The sequence below is a fragment of the Buttiauxella cochleicola genome, assembly GCF_021283185.1.
Taxonomy (GTDB): Bacteria; Pseudomonadota; Gammaproteobacteria; order Enterobacterales; family Enterobacteriaceae; genus Buttiauxella; species Buttiauxella massiliensis.
In genome coordinates this window covers 124,491-141,037 of the sequence record NZ_JAJSOS010000010.1, presented here as the reverse complement: position 1 = coordinate 141,037, position 16,547 = coordinate 124,491, and the positions used below count along the sequence as shown (strand labels likewise).

General features: G+C 49.6%; 15 protein-coding genes and 4 tRNA genes. 9 read left to right on the top strand and 10 right to left on the bottom strand.

Features of this window, described 5'->3' with window-relative positions; all coding sequences use genetic code 11:
* Positions 1–22: 22 nt before the first annotated feature.
* Entirely contained in the window at positions 23–1,354 is a 1,332-nt protein-coding gene (argA, locus tag LVQ76_RS16385) for an amino-acid N-acetyltransferase (protein WP_064513409.1), read from the bottom strand.
* 234 nt (positions 1,355–1,588) lie between these two features.
* Between argA and amiC the strand changes: the two genes are divergently transcribed.
* Positions 1,589–2,845, top strand: coding sequence for an N-acetylmuramoyl-L-alanine amidase AmiC (gene amiC, locus LVQ76_RS16380; protein WP_151993263.1), 1,257 nt, complete (start codon positions 1,589–1,591; stop codon positions 2,843–2,845).
* Between the two features lie 119 nt (positions 2,846–2,964).
* Here amiC and LVQ76_RS16375 read toward each other — a convergent pair.
* From LVQ76_RS16375 to LVQ76_RS16360, 4 genes are all read right to left on the bottom strand, one after another.
* A tRNA-Met gene (locus LVQ76_RS16375) sits at positions 2,965–3,041 on the bottom strand.
* 61 nt (positions 3,042–3,102) lie between these two features.
* Positions 3,103–3,179: transfer RNA gene (locus tag LVQ76_RS16370), tRNA-Met, on the bottom strand.
* Between the two features lie 62 nt (positions 3,180–3,241).
* Positions 3,242–3,318: transfer RNA gene (locus tag LVQ76_RS16365), tRNA-Met, on the bottom strand.
* A 62-nt stretch (positions 3,319–3,380) separates the two neighbouring features.
* A tRNA-Met gene (locus tag LVQ76_RS16360) sits at positions 3,381–3,457 on the bottom strand.
* Positions 3,458–3,689: 232 nt separating this feature from the next.
* Here LVQ76_RS16360 and mltA point away from each other — a divergent pair.
* Together mltA and tcdA are read left to right on the top strand one after the other, a co-directional pair.
* Positions 3,690–4,790 carry a murein transglycosylase A gene (mltA, locus tag LVQ76_RS16355; protein WP_232865748.1) on the top strand — a complete coding sequence of 367 codons (1,101 nt, stop codon included), beginning with the start codon at positions 3,690–3,692 and terminating at the stop codon, positions 4,788–4,790.
* A gap of 19 nt (positions 4,791–4,809) precedes the next feature.
* Positions 4,810–5,619, top strand: a complete 810-nt coding sequence (tcdA, locus tag LVQ76_RS16350; protein ID WP_232922065.1) for a tRNA cyclic N6-threonylcarbamoyladenosine(37) synthase TcdA — start codon at positions 4,810–4,812, stop codon at positions 5,617–5,619.
* On the opposite strand, the gene csdE is transcribed toward tcdA, so the two are convergent.
* Positions 5,610–6,050: a cysteine desulfurase sulfur acceptor subunit CsdE gene (csdE, locus tag LVQ76_RS16345; protein ID WP_151993266.1), complete on the bottom strand. Its 441-nt coding sequence runs from the start codon at positions 6,048–6,050 to the stop codon at positions 5,610–5,612. The two genes, tcdA and csdE, sit on opposite strands and share 10 nt — an antisense overlap.
* Positions 6,051–7,256, bottom strand: a complete 1,206-nt coding sequence (gene csdA / locus LVQ76_RS16340; protein WP_232922064.1) for a cysteine desulfurase CsdA — start codon at positions 7,254–7,256, stop codon at positions 6,051–6,053.
* A 192-nt stretch (positions 7,257–7,448) separates the two neighbouring features.
* Here csdA and LVQ76_RS16335 point away from each other — a divergent pair, with 192 nt between their 5' ends.
* From LVQ76_RS16335 to rlmM, 4 genes are all read left to right on the top strand, one after another.
* Positions 7,449–7,676 carry a YgdI/YgdR family lipoprotein gene (locus LVQ76_RS16335; protein ID WP_034457528.1) on the top strand — a complete coding sequence of 76 codons (228 nt, stop codon included), beginning with the start codon at positions 7,449–7,451 and terminating at the stop codon, positions 7,674–7,676.
* A gap of 368 nt (positions 7,677–8,044) precedes the next feature.
* Positions 8,045–8,962, top strand: a complete 918-nt coding sequence (gene gcvA, locus LVQ76_RS16330) for a glycine cleavage system transcriptional regulator GcvA (RefSeq protein WP_034457527.1) — start codon at positions 8,045–8,047, stop codon at positions 8,960–8,962.
* A 49-nt stretch (positions 8,963–9,011) separates the two neighbouring features.
* A complete protein-coding gene (locus tag LVQ76_RS16325) occupies positions 9,012–9,407 on the top strand; it encodes a DUF423 domain-containing protein (RefSeq protein ID WP_034457526.1) in 396 nt (131 codons plus the stop codon).
* Positions 9,400–10,500: a 23S rRNA (cytidine(2498)-2'-O)-methyltransferase RlmM gene (rlmM, locus tag LVQ76_RS16320; RefSeq protein ID WP_151993269.1), complete on the top strand. Its 1,101-nt coding sequence runs from the start codon at positions 9,400–9,402 to the stop codon at positions 10,498–10,500. Before LVQ76_RS16325 ends, rlmM begins: the two co-directional genes overlap by 8 nt.
* 40 nt (positions 10,501–10,540) lie before the next feature.
* Here the strand turns inward: rlmM and xni are convergent, their stop codons facing one another.
* A complete protein-coding gene (gene xni, locus LVQ76_RS16315; RefSeq protein WP_232865797.1) occupies positions 10,541–11,311 on the bottom strand; it encodes a flap endonuclease Xni in 771 nt (256 codons plus the stop codon).
* A gap of 186 nt (positions 11,312–11,497) precedes the next feature.
* Between xni and LVQ76_RS16310 the strand changes: the two genes are divergently transcribed.
* Positions 11,498–12,682: an aminotransferase-like domain-containing protein gene (locus LVQ76_RS16310; RefSeq protein ID WP_232922063.1), complete on the top strand. Its 1,185-nt coding sequence runs from the start codon at positions 11,498–11,500 to the stop codon at positions 12,680–12,682.
* Between the two features lie 52 nt (positions 12,683–12,734).
* Here the strand turns inward: LVQ76_RS16310 and kdgT are convergent, their stop codons facing one another.
* Positions 12,735–13,730 carry a 2-keto-3-deoxygluconate transporter gene (gene kdgT / locus LVQ76_RS16305; protein WP_151993271.1) on the bottom strand — a complete coding sequence of 332 codons (996 nt, stop codon included), beginning with the start codon at positions 13,728–13,730 and terminating at the stop codon, positions 12,735–12,737.
* A gap of 408 nt (positions 13,731–14,138) precedes the next feature.
* On the opposite strand from kdgT, the gene kduI reads away from it, so the two are divergent.
* Complete coding sequence (kduI, locus tag LVQ76_RS16300; protein WP_151993272.1) at positions 14,139–14,975, top strand: 5-dehydro-4-deoxy-D-glucuronate isomerase; 837 nt, start codon at positions 14,139–14,141, stop codon at positions 14,973–14,975.
* 181 nt (positions 14,976–15,156) lie between these two features.
* Here the strand turns inward: kduI and LVQ76_RS16295 are convergent, their stop codons facing one another.
* The gene (locus tag LVQ76_RS16295) at positions 15,157–16,521 is read right to left on the bottom strand and encodes an L-serine ammonia-lyase (protein WP_232905209.1); all 1,365 of its coding nucleotides are present in this window, start codon (positions 16,519–16,521) and stop codon (positions 15,157–15,159) included.
* Positions 16,522–16,547 lie beyond the last annotated feature (26 nt).

The following is a 16,547-nucleotide window of genomic DNA, read 5'->3' as shown; positions in this document are numbered from 1 at the left end:
CTGGAAAGGGCTAGCTTATTGGTTACGCTAAATCCGCCATTAGCACTTTCGATCGGCGTTGATAGTTGTACATCTCTTTTTTACTTTCTGGCAGCAGCTCAACATCGACCGGCATAAACCCGCGCTCCTGGAACCAGTGAATGCTACGGGTTGTCAGCACGAACAACTTGCTTAGACCCATTTGCCGGGCTTGTGTGGCAATACGTTGTAACAACACTTCACCGCGTGACGAGCTACGATAGTCCGGGTGAACTGCTACGCAGGCCATTTCGCCAATTCCTTCCTCCAGGAATGGATAGAGTGCTGCACAGGCGATAGTCAGATTGTCGCGCTGGATAATAGTGAATTTGTCGATCTCCATTTCCAGTTGTTCACGCGAGCGACGCACCAGAATCCCTTGCTGTTCCAGAGGGCGAATCAATTCCAGAATACCGCCGATATCGTTAATGGTGGCGCGACGAATTTGCTCCGCACTCTCCATAACAATTTGTGTACCGATCCCGTCGCGTGAGAATAACTCCTGCAATAACGCACCATCTTCCTGATAACTAATTAAATGGCTACGACGCACACCGCTACGGCAGGCTTTCAAAGCACCCCGTAAGAAACGCACGGTGCCAGAGTGGTAATCACCGGCTTCTTCCAGTTCTTCAATACGTTTTTGCGCATCGTTAGGGAACAGTTCGGAAACGATATTGCCGTTGTCGTCAATAACGCCCTGAGAAGAGCAGAAGCCAATCATTTTTTCGGCTTTCAGTTTCACGGCCAGCTGCGTGGCAATCTCTTCAGATGTGAGGTTGAAGCTTTCACCTGTTACAGAAACCGCCACTGGTCCCATCAAAACAATCGCACCGTTATCAAGCTGACGGTGAATGGCCTCTTCGTCGATACGACGCACGCGCCCGCTGTGGCAATAATCCACGCCATCATCCACGCCCAATGGTTGCGCAATAATAAAGTTGCCGCTCACCACGTTGATATGTGCGCCCTGCAAAGGCGTGTTGCCAAGACTCATGGACAAACGCGCGGTAATATCCAGCTGCAATAAACCGGCCGCTTGCTTTACCAGCTCCAGCGTTTTTGCATCGGTGACACGCGTATGTTTGTGGTAGATAGGCTCATGATTATGCGAAGCCAAATTGGCATCTATCTGTGGGCGGGCGCCATACACCACCACCAGACGAATCCCCAGGCTGTGCAGTAGCCCAATATCATTAACGATACTGGAAAAGTTCTCGTGTTCGATGGCTTCGCCGCCAAGCATAATGACAAACGTTTTTCCCCGATGGGCATTTATATAGGGAACAGAATGGCGGAATCCCTGTACCAGTTCGGTTCTACGTTCCTTCACCACGGCCAGACCTCATTGCATGATTATTCGTAATTTCTGTATTTTTATTCTTTTATTGCCTTCGGTGCAAGCGGCAATTTCCACAAAGCGGATATTTCTGCATTCAACCTGCCAGGTGCTTGATTGCGAATGTTTACCCTTTAATGAGTGACAGTCCGGGCCTGTTTCGTTAAAGTTTTCGGCTCAAAAAATAAAATTGATTATTCGATTCCCGGAAATACACCGCTCAGGAGAGCTATGTCTGATTCCAGTCCATTAATAACTCGGCGCCGGTTGCTCCAGGGAGCAGGCGCTATGTGGCTGCTAAGTGTTAGCCAGGTTGGCTTTGCTGCCTCAAGCCTGGTTGTGGCGGTGCGTGTCTGGCCTGCTTCGTCTTACACTCGTGTCACGCTGGAATCGAACAAGGAGCTTAAGTATAAGCAGTTCGCTCTTAGTAACCCCGATCGAGTCGTTGTCGACATTGAAGGTGTGAATTTAAATTCAGTATTGAAAGGAATCGGTGGCCAGATTCGTGCTGACGATCCCTTCATCAAATCTGCGCGTGTCGGGCAGTTTGACCCGCATACCGTACGCATGGTTTTTGAACTCAAACAGAACGTCACACCACATCTGTTTGGACTTGCCCCGGTGGCTGAATTTAAAGAGCGCCTGGTGATGGATTTGTATCCGGCGAATATGAATAGCGAGCAAGATCCGCTGTTGGCATTGCTGGAAGATTACAACAACGGCAAGCTGGATAAAGACAAGCCGCCGTCGCCAGAACAAGGGCCACAGCCGGGTAAAGCCGGGCGTGACCGGCCGATTGTTATCATGCTAGATCCTGGCCACGGCGGGGAAGATCCCGGTGCGATTGGGCCGAACAAAACGCGCGAAAAAGATATTGTGCTGCAGATTGCTCGCCGCCTGAAAGCGCTGATTGATAAAGAAGCGAATATGAAAGCCTACATGACCCGCAATGAGGATGTGTTTATCCCGTTAAAAGTCAGGGTAGCGAAGGCACAGAAGCAGCGTGCCGATCTGTTTGTTTCTATTCATGCCGATGCGTTTACCACGGGGGCTGCTCGCGGATCCTCCGTTTTTGCGCTTTCCACCAAAGGCGCGACCAGTACCGCCGCAAAATTCCTCGCACAAACGCAGAATGCCGCCGACTTAATCGGTGGCGTCAGTAAGAGTGGGGATCGTTATCTCGACCATACGATGTTCGATATGGTGCAGTCGTTGACTATCAACGATAGCCTTAAGTTCGGCAAAGAAGTGCTGGCCCGGTTAGGGAAAGTGAACAAACTGCATAAGAACAGCGTCGATCAGGCTGGGTTTGCAGTGCTGAAAGCCCCGGATATTCCATCCATTCTGGTGGAGACTGCGTTTCTGAGTAACGTTGAGGAAGAGCGAAAGTTGCGCACCGCGACATTCCAGCAGGAAGTGGCCGAGTCTATTCTGGCAGGCATAAAGGCTTATTTTGCGGATAGTGCGCGATTAGCGCGGCTCGGCTAATCCCCGTTATACTTCGAACCGCAGCTGTGTTGGCTGCGCTCGGATTATTTAGGGGATAGTAGAACTGTGTGAGCGAATTTCAGATACAAAAAAAGCCCTCCTGAGAGTGCTTTTAATATTGGTTGCGGGGGCCAGATTTGAACTGACGACCTTCGGGTTATGAGCCCGACGAGCTACCAGGCTGCTCCACCCCGCGTCCGTAAACTTCTTTAGTACCCAAATGACTTTCATCATTGCGCGAAACTCAGCGACTTAGTTGGTTGCGGGGGCCAGATTTGAACTGACGACCTTCGGGTTATGAGCCCGACGAGCTACCAGGCTGCTCCACCCCGCGTCCGTATAACTATTTACTGCTAATGGCTTTCACCACCGCGCTAAACTCAGCGACTTTGTAGTTGGTTGCGGGGGCCAGATTTGAACTGACGACCTTCGGGTTATGAGCCCGACGAGCTACCAGGCTGCTCCACCCCGCGTCCGTATAACTACTTACTGCTAATGGTTTTCACCACCGCGCTAAACTCAGCGACTTTTTAATTGGTTGCGGGGGCCAGATTTGAACTGACGACCTTCGGGTTATGAGCCCGACGAGCTACCAGGCTGCTCCACCCCGCGTCCGTGGAAGCGCACTATACTCTGCCCGGCTTTTGATGCAACCTTTTTTTTAATAAATGCCCGATTTGTCACATGTAGCTGATAATAATTTACTTTAAGTACAGATAGTGAACACATCTGGTCTGCGTGGGGTTCAACACGTTTAATTCTTGCGGCGTGTTTGCTATCTTCCCGTGGCTGCATCTTGAAGTATCCCGGGCCAGGCGCGAAATATAATCAGGGCGAGGAAGTAATGATAGGACGTTGGACGAAGTACATTGTAACTGGGGTGATGGTTGCCATTCTGGCGGGCTGTTCCTCAAAACCGACAGATAAAGGCCAGCAATATAAAGACGGGAAGTTTTCTCAGCCTTTTTCACTCGTAAACCGCCCCGATGCGGTGGGTGCACCGATTAACGGTGGCGACTTTGCTGAACAAGTTAACCAGATCCGTTCTGCGTCTCCTCGCCTCTATAATAGCAAGAGCGATGTTTACGGTGCCGTGCAGCAGTGGTTACGTGCCGGTGGTGACACCAGCAAGCTGAGCCAGTACGGTATCGATGCCTGGCAGATGGAAGGTGCGGATAATTACGGTAACGTGCAATTCACGGGTTATTACACGCCAGTGGTGCAAGCGCGTTATACCCGCCAGGGCGAGTTCCAGTATCCTATCTACCGTATGCCACCAAAGCGTGGGCGCTTACCGTCTCGTGCTGAGATCTACAGTGGTGCACTGAGTGACAGCTACATTATTGCTTATAGCAACTCCTTAATGGATAACTTCATTATGGATGTGCAGGGCAGCGGCTATATCGATTTCGGTGACGGCCAGCCATTAACCTTCTTTGGCTATTCAGGTAAGAACGGCCATGCCTACCGCAGTATCGGTAAGGTGCTTATCGACCGTGGTGAAGTAAAGAAAGAAGATATGTCGATGCAGGCGATTCGCCACTGGGGAGAAACTCACAGCCCGGCGCAAGTGCAGGAGCTGCTTGAGCAGAACCCCTCTTTCGTCTTCTTTAAACCAGCAAGCTTCGCGCCAGTGAAAGGGGCGAGTGCTGTGCCGTTAATTGGTCGCGCATCAGTTGCATCTGACCGTTCTATTATTCCTGCGGGCACCACTATTCTGGCTGAAGTCCCGTTACTGGATAACAACGGCAAATTCAGCGGGCAATATGAACTGCGTGTCATGGTTGCGCTGGATGTTGGCGGTGCGATTAAAGGGCAGCACTTTGATATCTACCAGGGGATTGGGGCTGATGCCGGTCACCGTGCGGGTTGGTACAACCATTATGGCCGCGTTTGGGTGTTGAAAAACGCGCCAGGGGCCAGTGGCACGGTATTTAATGGCTAATATTTCCGAGGATAACGTAATGTCTGTAGTTTTGACCGATACCTGGCTGCAACGCTTTGGTGGTACTGCTCGTTTGTATGGCCGTGATGCACTGCAATTGTTCGCTGATGCACATGTTTGTGTGATTGGCATTGGCGGCGTGGGCTCATGGGCTGCAGAAGCACTGGCTCGTACAGGTATCGGTGCAATTACGCTTATCGACATGGACGATGTTTGTGTGACGAACACTAACCGTCAGATTCACGCTTTGCGAGCTACGGTAGGGCAGTCTAAGGCAGAAGTGATGGCTGCTCGTATCCGAGAAATTAACCCGGAATGCCGTGTGACAGTGGTGGATGACTTTATTACTGCCGAAAATACCGAGCAATTGCTCAGCCAGGGCTTTAGCTATGTGATTGATGCTATTGATAGTGTGCGCCCAAAAGCCGCCTTGATAGCTTATTGTCGTCGTTACAAGATCCCGTTGGTGACTACTGGTGGGGCTGGTGGGCAAATCGATCCAACGCAGATCCAGGTAACAGATCTGGCGAAAACGATTCAGGATCCATTGGCGGCAAAACTGCGTGAAAGATTAAAAAGCGATTTTGGCGTGGTGAAGAACAGCAAAGGAAAGCTCGGAATTGATTGCGTGTTTTCCACCGAAGCGCTGGTTTACCCGCAGGCTGATGGTTCCGTCTGCGCTATGAAAAGTACCGCTGATGGCCCGAAACGCATGGATTGTGCATCCGGTTTTGGTGCGGCAACCATGGTCACCGCCAGCTTTGGTTTCGTGGCGGTGTCCCATGTATTAAAGAAAATGATGGCAAAAGCGGCGCGTACTCAGGCCTGAGCCACAACGCGCACGGCTTGCGCTAATGACGCAAGCCCGCTGCTGCGTGAAGCACTTAACTGGTTGCGCAGGCCAAGATCATCAAACAGAGCAAGCGGATCTTCATTCAGCAATTGTTCAGCCGTTTTCCCTTCAATGGCGGTGAGTAACACCGCCAGCAAACCGCGAACAATTCGCCCTTCGCTGTCACCATAGAAATGCAGAGTGCCATTTGCCTGAAGGTTGTGACCCAACCAGACGCGGTTTTCGCAGCCAGCGATCTCGATATTTTCGCACTTTAAATCAGCCGGGAGTGCTGGAAGCTGTTTCCCTAGCAGGATTAGCTGGCGGTATTTATCTTCCCACTGCTGCAATGGAGCAAATGTGGCTCGTAGGTTGTCAGCGGTGATTGAGGTGCCAAAAGGGTGACCTGCCAGGAATCCACTTGTCATTTAATCCACCAAAATTTCCAGGGCATTGTCGATGGCTTTGACCAGCGCATCCACATCGCTTTGCGTATTATATGGCGCAAAAGAGGCGCGCAGTGTCCCGCTCACCCCTAATGCGGCGAGCAGCGGCTGTGCACAGTGTTGCCCCGCACGCAGCGAAATACCAGATTCTGCCAGCAGCGTGACCATATCGTTGTGGTGAACGCCCGCGAAATCGAACGCCAGCAAGCTTGAATCCTGGCAGCGGAAACTGCGAAAACCTGGGCGCGTAGCCAGCTGCGCTTCAGCGAGTGTTGCAAGCCCACGGCTATATGCTTCAGCCTCCTGCAAATCAACGCTTTCCAGCCACTCAAGAGCGGCGCTCAGGCCAATCACACCCGCGACGTTTGGCGTACCTGCTTCAAAGCGATACGGCACGGGTTGCGTTTTAAACCCTTCAAACGAGACGTGCGTAATCATCTTACCGCCGCCAAGCCATGGCGACATTTCTTCTAACAGCTCGCTTTTACCGTATAGCGCACCGATGCCGGTTGGGCCATAAAGCTTATGGGCGGAGAAGGCATAAAAATCGATATCTAACGCTTGTACGTCAGGTGGGCAGTGCACCACCCCTTGCGCGCCATCAACCATTACAACCGCGCCTGCGGCATGAGCCGCAGTTATGGCTTTAACCAGATCCGGGCAGCCGCCCGTCACATTCGACATCTGGCCTAATGCCAGAATTTTAGTCCGCTCGTTTAGCAATTCTGGCAGTTTGCTCAAATCAGCGAGGTAATCTTTTCCCAGCGGCAGCTTAATGACCTTCGCGCCAGTTTGCTCAGCGACCATTAACCACGGCACAAAGTTAGCGTGGTGTTCGGCTTCGCTAACAATAATTTCGTCACCTGGTTGCAGGCGAGGGCGTGCATAACACTGCGCTACCAGGTTGATTGCTTCGGTAGTGCCACGAGTCCAGACGATATCTTTGCCGGAAGGCGCGGTGAGTAGAGTCGCTACGCTGTCGCGAGCCGCTTCATAGCGTTCTGTAAGACGCTGTGCTGCCGCGAACTGGCTGCGGTGAACATTACCGGCGCTAAGGCTATAAAACTGTTCGGTCGCTTCAATAACGGCGAGAGGTTTAAGTGTGGTTGCGGCGCTATCGAGATAGACCCCCGCATCTGCCAGTGCCGGAAACTGGCTGCGAAACTGGGCAGGATTAAAAGTTTTCATGATTTTCCTCGTATCCAATCCGTAGATCGTGGCGCATTTGCTGTAATCACACAAGGGATCAATGCCTTCGGAATAATCTGCATAAACTGGCAAGCTCGTGAAAGAGGGTTATGCTAATTAATGTTAGGTGAGTATTTCACCTACTTTATTTTTTAGAGTTAATCAGCATTAAACGCTACTAAGGAGAAGAATATGAACAAGGCAGCCGCAGCAGTATTTGTAGGTGTTATGGCTTTTGGTCTTTCAGGATGTTCTAGCCCGAATTACGTAATGCACACCAACGATGGCCGCACCATCGTGTCCGATGGCAAACCGAAAACTGATGATGAAACCGGGATGATTTCGTATAAAGATGCCAACGGTAACAAACAGCAGATTAATCGTACTGATGTGAAAGAGATGGTTGAACTGGATCAGTAATCTTTTTACTCAAACTTTTGCTCAAATTACAGGCAAAAAAAAGCACCGCAATTTGCGGTGCTACATTAATCACTATGGACAGACAGGGTAAATGTACAGGAAGTGAAAAAGGGGTAGCTTAGCTACCGGGGTCTGGAATGCCAGACCAATTGCAAACACAACAACACAACATCACAACCGTAAGCCAAAAGCCCTCCGAAACACGCATTTCAGATAACTTTTCGTTCCGGCTCAGGAAGTGACGCCACTATAGGTATTTGCTGGTGCATCCTCAACGGACAATTTATAATGGCTCAGATAAAAAAAACTAATAGGTTAACTAAGTTCACCTGTTTGTTAATAGACTTTAACATTTAAGCCAATCAACTATGTCCAAGCGTTTGCCACCTTTAAATGCCTTACGTGTATTTGACGCCGCTGCTCGTCACCTGAGTTTTACTAAAGCGGCCGATGAATTATTCGTGACACAGGCCGCCGTGAGCCACCAGATTAAGTCTCTGGAGGATTTTCTGGGCCTTAAGCTGTTCCGCCGTCGTAACCGCTCTTTGTTGCTGACAGAAGAGGGGCAGAGTTACTATCTGGACATCAAAGAGATATTTTCGCAACTGACAGAAGCAACGCGTAAGCTTCAGGCGCGTAGCGCTAAAGGTGCGTTAACGGTCAGTTTACTGCCAAGTTTTGCCATTCACTGGCTTGTGCCACGCCTAACTAGCTTTAATACAGCTTATCCGGGAATCGACGTACGAATTCAGGCTGTTGACCGTCAGGAAGATAAACTTTCTGATGATGTCGACGTCGCGATTTTTTACGGGCGTGGAAACTGGCCGGGTTTGAGAGTGGAAAAGCTTTATGCAGAATACTTGCTGCCGGTCTGCTCGCCTTTGCTGTTAACGGGCGATAAACCAATCAAAACTCCTGAAGATTTAGCCCATCATACTTTGCTGCATGATGCTTCTCGTCGTGACTGGCAGACCTATACTCGGCAATTAGGCGTAAGCCATATTAATGTGCAGCAAGGCCCCATTTTCAGCCACAGTGCAATGGTGCTCCAGGCTGCTATTCACGGGCAAGGTATTGCGCTGGCGAATAATGTTATGGCGCAATCAGAGCTTGAAGCGGGGCGTTTAGTTTGCCCATTCAATGATGTTCTGGTGAGTAAAAACGCGTTTTATCTTGTTTGTCATGACAGCCAGGCAGAACTGGGTAAAATAGCGGCCTTCAGGCAGTGGATTCTGGCGAAAACAGCGAGCGAACAAGAAAAATTCCGTTTTCGCTACGATCAATAAGCAAACCATCGCGTAGCCATGCCGCTACGCCTTACTTTAGGGTTACACCATGACCAGCCGTTTCATGCTGATTTTTACCGCAATTAGCGGTTTTGTCTTTGTTGCTCTCGGAGCCTTCGGGGCTCACGTTTTGAGCAAAACGCTTGGTGTTGTGGAGATGGGTTGGATTCAAACCGGCCTTGAATATCAGGCTTTTCACACATTAGCGATTTTTGGTCTGGCGGTTGCTATGCAGCGTCGGATCAGCATCTGGTTTTACTGGAGCAGCGTATTTATGGCGCTCGGAACCGTTCTATTTAGCGGCAGCCTTTATTGTCTGGCGCTGTCTCATTTACGCCTTTGGGCGTTTGTTACCCCCGTCGGTGGAATCAGTTTTCTGGCCGGTTGGATATTGATGTTGATTGGTGCAATGCGCCTGAAACGTAGGGGCGTAAGCCATGAATAAAGTTATTTTGTATTGCCGACAAGGCTTTGAGAAAGAGTGTGCGGCAGAGATTACCGATAAAGCCAGTCAACGCGACATTTTTGGTTTTGCGCGTGTTAAAGAAAACAGCGGTTATGTTATTTACGAATGTTATCAGCAAGATGATGCCGATAAACTGGCGCGTGAGCTGCCGTTTAAAGATTTGATCTTTGCTCGCCAGATGATTGTTGCCGGTGAACTGCTTAAAGATCTTCCAACCGAAGATCGTATTACGCCAATCACAGGAATGCTGACCGGTGTCGTAGAAAAAGGTGGCGATCTGCGCGTTGAAGTTGCCGACACCAATGAAAGCAAAGAACTGATGAAGTTCTGCCGCAAGTTGACGGTGCCATTACGTGCAAGCCTGCGTGAAGCGGGGATTCTCACCAATTACGAAACGCCAAAACGCCCGGTAGTGCATGTGTTCTTTATCGCGCCAGGCTGTTGTTATACCGGTTATTCCTATAGCAATAACAACTCGCCTTTCTATATGGGCATCCAACGTCTGAAATTGCCTTCTGAGGCACCAAGCCGTTCAACCTTGAAACTGGAAGAAGCTTTCCATACTTTCATTCCGGCTGATGAATGGGATGAGCGTCTGGCAAACGGGATGCATGCCGTTGACTTGGGGGCCTGTCCAGGCGGTTGGACTTACCAGTTAACGCAGCGCAACATGTGGGTTTGTTCCGTCGACAACGGCCCAATGGCGCAAAGCCTGATGGACACAGGGCAGGTGACCTGGTTGCAGGAAGATGGTTTCAAATATAAGCCAAGCCGCAACAACATCTCCTGGATGGTTTGTGACATGGTTGAGAAACCGGCGAAAGTGGCGAATCTAATGGCTACATGGCTAATTAATGGCTGGTGCCGTGAAACCATTTTCAACCTCAAGCTGCCAATGAAGAAGCGCTATGAAGAAGTGTCGCAAAACCTGGCATTGATTCATGAAAAACTGGCAGAACATGGTATCAGCGCTGAGATCCAGGCTCGCCAGTTGTACCACGACCGTGAAGAAGTGACCGTGCATGTGCGCCGTATGTGGGCGGCTGTCGGTGGTCGTCGCGACGAAAGATAATTAACTTACCCTCATCCCAACCTTCTCCTCATGGAGAGGGCTAGGGTGAAGGTGTTCCACCCGGCAAGCGTAACTGCTGCAAATTCCCATCAAGCACCAAATCCGTCTGTAGCTGTGCAACCTGGCGGCTGATAAACGCTATTTCCCGATGCTGCTCTAATTTCTTGCGCCATTTCTCAGGTACTTCATCCAGCCTTTCGTACAGCCCTTCCAGTGTGGAAAATTGATTGATTAACTGTGTGGCACTTTTCGGTCCAATGCCCGGAACGCCGGAAATTTTGCTGCTGCTTATCCCTGCAAGTCCCCAAAAATCAGCCAGCTGTTCAGGTTGAACGCCATATTCCTGTGCAATAAAAGGCTCATCTAACCAACGCTTTTGAAAATAATCACGGATTTGAATAGTGGGAGCTAACAGTTGGCAAAAGCCTTTATCGGTCGAAACGATGGTGGCGCGATGCCCACCGGCTGCTACTTTTACTGCAAGAGTTGCTGCCAGGTCATCTGCTTCATTTCCATGGGAATGCCAACAAGCTACACCTCTTTTAGCGAAGGCTTCGCGCAAGAGTGGCATTTCCTGGTGCAAGGTATCTGGCATTGGCGCGCGCCCCGCTTTATAGTCTGGCAAGACCTGATGTCGCCAACCTTCACGGCGGTCTTCGTCGTCAAACACGGCGACAGCATGCGTAGGCTGACTGTGTGTTATCAGCGCATCAAGGGCATGCAAACAAGTTTCAACGCAGGGTGATCCCTGGACCGCATGAATACGACGTATCAGGTTCAGGGCGTCAACGATAAGTAAATGAATCATCATGGATATTTCGCTTTCGACATTTGCTTTGTACACACTAACATTTCTGTAGAGTGACCGCGAATTCGGGAAGCGCAATCAGGAAAGCGGCTCGCAATAAAAGTCGTATTTAGTGATCTGAAAATGCATTGCTAACTAGTTAGGTTGCTATGTATATTTTAAATAAATAGAAAAACCAGAGACAACAACATGAGTAATAGTTCACACCTCGCACATCGTATTCAGGCTCTACAACCGTCAGCAATCAGAGAATTATTGAAGCACAGCAAAATGCCTGGCGTGATTTCGCTCGCCGGAGGCATTCCTTCCAGCGAATTGTTTGATACCGAAGGGCTGGGTGTCGCGACTCAAAAAGTGGTCGCTGAGAATTTTAACGATGCTTTCCAATATGGTTTGACTGAAGGCAATGTTGAATTGCGTCATCAGCTAGTTGGATTGTGCCAGGAACGCGGCATTACCACTACTCCTGATCAACTTCTGATCACTTCTGGTTCGCAGCAAGCATTGGATTTGCTGATGCGTGCGCTGGTGAACCCGGGAGATGTGTTTGTTGTTGAGCGCCCAACTTACCTGGCGACGCTGCAAATCCTCAGCCTCAATGAAGCCAATGTGAAATCAGTGGGCAGCGACGAGCACGGTATGATCGTCGATGAGCTGGAAGAGTTACTGAAGACAACACGCATTAAAGGTGTCTACATCGTTCCGACATTTGGTAACCCAAGCGGCACAACACTCAGTGCCAGCCGCCGTGAAAAACTGGTCAAACTGGCAGAAGAGCACCATTTTGTCATTGTTGAAGATGATCCGTACGGGGCGATTAGTTTCTCAGACACACGTGAAAAAACCTTGCTGGAAGTGGCAACTGAACGCGGCAGCAGAGATAACGTGGTGTATACCTCAACATTTTCTAAAATTCTGGCGCCAGGGTTGCGCGTAGGTTGGATTGTTTTGCCAGAATGGATGAAGCAAAAAGTGGCCATCATTAAACAAGCCACAGATTTGCACGCTAACTCATTTACACAATCACTGGTGTCGGCGTATCTGACACTTGATCGCCTGAATCCGCAAATCGAACTTATTCGTGAAGCGTATAAGAAGAAGTGCCTGAGCTTGTCAGTGTTTTTACAACAGGAACTCGGCGAGCACATCACCTTCAATCAGCCGCAGGGTGGGATGTTCTTGTGGGCCGCTTTCCGCTACGAATTTGACACTACTCGTTGGTTACAGCAGACCCTGGAAAAAGGTGTCGTGTATGTACCTGGTGAGTTCTTCTTTAGCGATAACGCCGACAAGAAAACTCTGCGCTTCTCTTACGCAACTGCCACTGAAGATCAGCTTTATGATGCAGTTCAGCGACTTAAATCTGCGCTGTAAGATGAAAAAATGGAGCCGAAAGGCTCCATTTTTGTATTAAGTGTTTTAACTATTAATGTGAAAGCTCAACCACATCATCTGTTTCGCTCTTTTTAGCGACTTTGCCGCCCATACGCCTTGAATAGAGCGCGGTAATGATTGGCACCAGAATTGCCGTCACAATCACACTCGCAGCAACCAGGGCTGTTGCTGACGCGGCTACTGGCTCAAATGCCGGGTTGATTTGCGCAATGATAACCGGGTTCGCCACCGCTGCCCCTGCTGCGGAAGATGCTGCAATACCTGCTGTACCGTTGCCGCCACCAATGTATTTATCAGCAAGAATCAGTGGAATACCGGTGATAATGATTACCGCGACACCCAACATCACACCTAGCAGGCCGGTGTGCATAATCACGGTCAGGTTGATGGTGTTACCTAGTGCAAAGCCGAAGAACGGAATCAGTACTGGCGTTGCTTTGCTGAAGAATGCACGGAAATCGTGGTCAAGGTTACCCAACGCAAAACCAATCAGGAATGGCAGCACGGCACCGATAAAGTGGTGAGGTTCAAATGAAGCCAGACCTGCGGATCCCAGAATCACCATGGTCATCAGTGGGCCAGATTCCAGAGACATTAGAACGAATGCACCTGACTCTTCTTTAGTACCGTACTGGTTCATCAGGCTCGCATACAGGCCACCGTTGGTCATGTCCATCGCAGAAACGAGGGCCAGAACGGACAAACCGGCAAACATACCCGTCTGAATACCACCTTCGGGAATAAAGGAAGCGGCAATCATAGCCACAACCCAGGCAACCGCAATTTTGGTCAGTACCAGGGTGCCAGACTTGCGAAGAACGGTACCCGTTGCACGAAGATCAATTGAAGCACCAATACAGAAGAACCAGACCGCCAGAATTGGAACGGTGCCGCTTATCATCCCTTTAGTAAATGAACCAAAATAGGCGCCAGTATCTGGAGCGAAAGTATTTAAAATAGCTCCAAGTATCAATGGAACCAACATCATTCCACCAGGAATGCGTTCAATGGTAGCTTTAATCTTCATGGTAATTCCTCATCATTCCTTCGTTCATTACAGCGTGCAAACGAAAGAATTACGTAACAGTAAGCGGTTGAAACCCATTGTTTTCCCTGGATTTGTTCTTTTCTGGTCAGCGTTGTTCTTTGCTCTTGGTGGCAAACTGCATTGACCTGAAGAGTGACTGGTTATGAGTTTTTAATCTCATACATCCCTCTTGAAATGAACTATCTACTGATTGGAACTACACTTCAATCAAATTGAAACGATATTTCAATTTGGATCACATTATTTATTTATTCTGGTGATAAACTGTCTATGTGGTGCAGTTAAATGTAGAGGTCTTGTGAATAACTCTATTTTAATTGCTAAATTATTATTAATAGTAACGGGCGTGATTTTGTTTCCGCCTCTTATTCCCAGTAAGGAAAAGTAATGGATATTCGTCAAAGCATTCATAGTGATCATGCAAAAACACTGGATACTGCCGGTCTGCGTAAAGAGTTTCTGATTGAAACTATTTTTACCGCCGATGAGTACACCATGACTTACAGCCACATTGACCGCATCATCGTTGGTGGTGTCATGCCAGTAACTCGCACTGTGAGCGTTGGCGGTGAAGTGGGCAAACAGTTAGGTGTGAGCTACTTCCTGGAGCGTCGTGAACTGGGTGTGATTAACATTGGTGGGCAGGGCACAATTACTGTCGATGGGACTTGCTACGAAATTGGCGCTCGTGATGGTCTGTATGTTGGTAAAGGTGCTAAAGAAGTGGTGTTTGCAAGCATTGACCCGGCAAATCCAGCACGCTTCTACTATAACTGTGCACCGGCTCATACTACTTACCCAACCAAGCGCGTAACGCCTGCGGATGTTTCTCCGGTTACTCTGGGCGACAGCGTTACCAGTAACCGTCGTACCATCAACAAGTACTTCGTTCCGGATGTACTGGAAACCTGTCAATTGAGCATGGGTCTGACCCAACTGGAGCCAGGCAACCTGTGGAACACTATGCCTTGCCATACTCACGAACGTCGTATGGAAGTCTATTTCTACTTCGGACTTGAGCAGGATAGCTGCGTATTCCACATGATGGGTCAGCCGCAAGAAACTCGTCACATTGTGATGCAGAACGAGCAAGCTGTGATCTCACCAAGCTGGTCAATTCACTCAGGTGTGGGTACGCGTGCGTATACCTTTATCTGGGGTATGGTTGGCGAGAACCAAGTGTTTGATGATATGGACCATGTGAAGGTCGGCGATCTGCGCTAAACCCTCGTCATACTTCGCGTTGCAGATGCGTTGGTTTCACTCGGACACCCAAATCACTTACTAGAGTAAGCTCATTGGGATTCCCTTACTCACCGCCTTTCTGTAACGCGAATTATTTAGAGGGTCGCCTGGATATAAAAACGCCATTAAAAAAGGCTCTCAGATGAGAGCCTTTTTGGTATTAATCGCATGACACTTTCATGGCCAGCCCGCCGCGAGAGGTTTCTCGATATTTGGCGTTCATGTCTTTGCCTGTTTCGTACATGGTGTCGATAACCTTATCGAGGCAGACGCGAGGTTCGCTGGTACGACGCAATGCCATACGTGCCGCATTCACCGCTTTCACCGCCGCAATAGCATTACGCTCAATGCATGGCACCTGAACTTGCCCGGCAACCGGGTCGCATGTCAGACCAAGGTTATGCTCCATGCCGATTTCGGCAGCAATACACACCTGGCTTGGGCTACCACCCAACAGTTCAGCAAGACCTGCCGCCGCCATAGAACAGGCAACGCCGACCTCGCCCTGGCAACCGACCTCTGCACCTGAAATCGATGCGTTCATCTTATACAGAGAACCAATCGCACCGGCTGCGAGGAAGTATCGTGCGCAAGAGTTGGTATTAACTTCGCGAATGAATTTGTCGTAATAGGCCAGAACCGCTGGAACAATGCCACATGCGCCGTTTGTCGGTGCTGTAACAACACGCCCACCGGCAGCATTTTCTTCGTTCACCGCCAGGGCGAACATGTTAATCCAGTCCACAACAGCCATTGGATCAGAGTTGTTCTTGTCACTACTGACCAACATTCTGCGCAATGCTGCTGCGCGGCGTGGTACACGCATTTTGCCCGGCAGCACGCCTTCGGTGGTGATACCACGCTCGATACCGCTGCGCATCACGTTCCAGACGTTGGCAAAGTGTGCATCAATTTCAGACTGAGGACGCATCGCGCGTTCGTTCAGCATCATCAAGCCTGATAATGAAAGCCCGCTTTCTTTGCAATGACGCTGCAAATCTGCCGCACTTTTATAGGGATATGGAACGACAGCCTGTTGAGTATCTTCGAGGCCAAAGTGTGCTTCATCAACGATAAAACCGCCGCCGATGGAGTAATAAGTTTGGCTATAGATAACCTCGCTGCCCGCCAGCGCAGTAATACGCATACCGTTTTCATGCAGTGAAAGATTATCTTCGTGGAAGTTCATACAGCTATCGACCGGGAATTCCACTTCACGCTGGCCGTTAGCCAGTAACAGACGACCGTGAGTATTCACGTCCTGAATGAAGTGAGGGATAGCATCGATATCGACCGTGTCAGGCATGTTGCCAGCGAGACCCATGATAATGGCGATATCGGTATGGTGGCCTTTGCCGGTGAGGGAAAGTGAACCATATACATCAACCACTACACGCGTGACGTTCTGCAAAATCCCTTGCGCGATTAAATCGTCTGCGAATTGCTTACCGGCTTTCATCGGGCCGACGGTATGGGAGCTGGAAGGGCCAATACCGATTTTGAATATATCGAATACGCTAATCATGTTGCGTCCGTTGCCTGAATAACTTA

Excerpts from the sequence above, each read along its gene's own strand:
- amiC (WP_151993263.1), top strand. The coding sequence starts at position 1,589 with ATGTCTGATTCCAGTCCATTAATAACTCGGCGCCGGTTGCTCCAGGGA.
- mltA (WP_232865748.1), top strand. The coding sequence starts at position 3,690 with ATGATAGGACGTTGGACGAAGTACATTGTAACTGGGGTGATGGTTGCC.
- tcdA (WP_232922065.1), top strand. The coding sequence starts at position 4,810 with ATGTCTGTAGTTTTGACCGATACCTGGCTGCAACGCTTTGGTGGTACT.
- csdE (WP_151993266.1), bottom strand. The coding sequence starts at position 6,050 with ATGACAAGTGGATTCCTGGCAGGTCACCCTTTTGGCACCTCAATCACC.
- csdA (WP_232922064.1), bottom strand. The coding sequence starts at position 7,256 with ATGAAAACTTTTAATCCTGCCCAGTTTCGCAGCCAGTTTCCGGCACTG.
- LVQ76_RS16335 (WP_034457528.1), top strand. The coding sequence starts at position 7,449 with ATGAACAAGGCAGCCGCAGCAGTATTTGTAGGTGTTATGGCTTTTGGT.
- gcvA (WP_034457527.1), top strand. The coding sequence starts at position 8,045 with ATGTCCAAGCGTTTGCCACCTTTAAATGCCTTACGTGTATTTGACGCC.
- LVQ76_RS16325 (WP_034457526.1), top strand. The coding sequence starts at position 9,012 with ATGACCAGCCGTTTCATGCTGATTTTTACCGCAATTAGCGGTTTTGTC.
- rlmM (WP_151993269.1), top strand. The coding sequence starts at position 9,400 with ATGAATAAAGTTATTTTGTATTGCCGACAAGGCTTTGAGAAAGAGTGT.
- xni (WP_232865797.1), bottom strand. The coding sequence starts at position 11,311 with ATGATGATTCATTTACTTATCGTTGACGCCCTGAACCTGATACGTCGT.
- LVQ76_RS16310 (WP_232922063.1), top strand. The coding sequence starts at position 11,498 with ATGAGTAATAGTTCACACCTCGCACATCGTATTCAGGCTCTACAACCG.
- kdgT (WP_151993271.1), bottom strand. The coding sequence starts at position 13,730 with ATGAAGATTAAAGCTACCATTGAACGCATTCCTGGTGGAATGATGTTG.
- kduI (WP_151993272.1), top strand. The coding sequence starts at position 14,139 with ATGGATATTCGTCAAAGCATTCATAGTGATCATGCAAAAACACTGGAT.
- LVQ76_RS16295 (WP_232905209.1), bottom strand. The coding sequence starts at position 16,521 with ATGATTAGCGTATTCGATATATTCAAAATCGGTATTGGCCCTTCCAGC.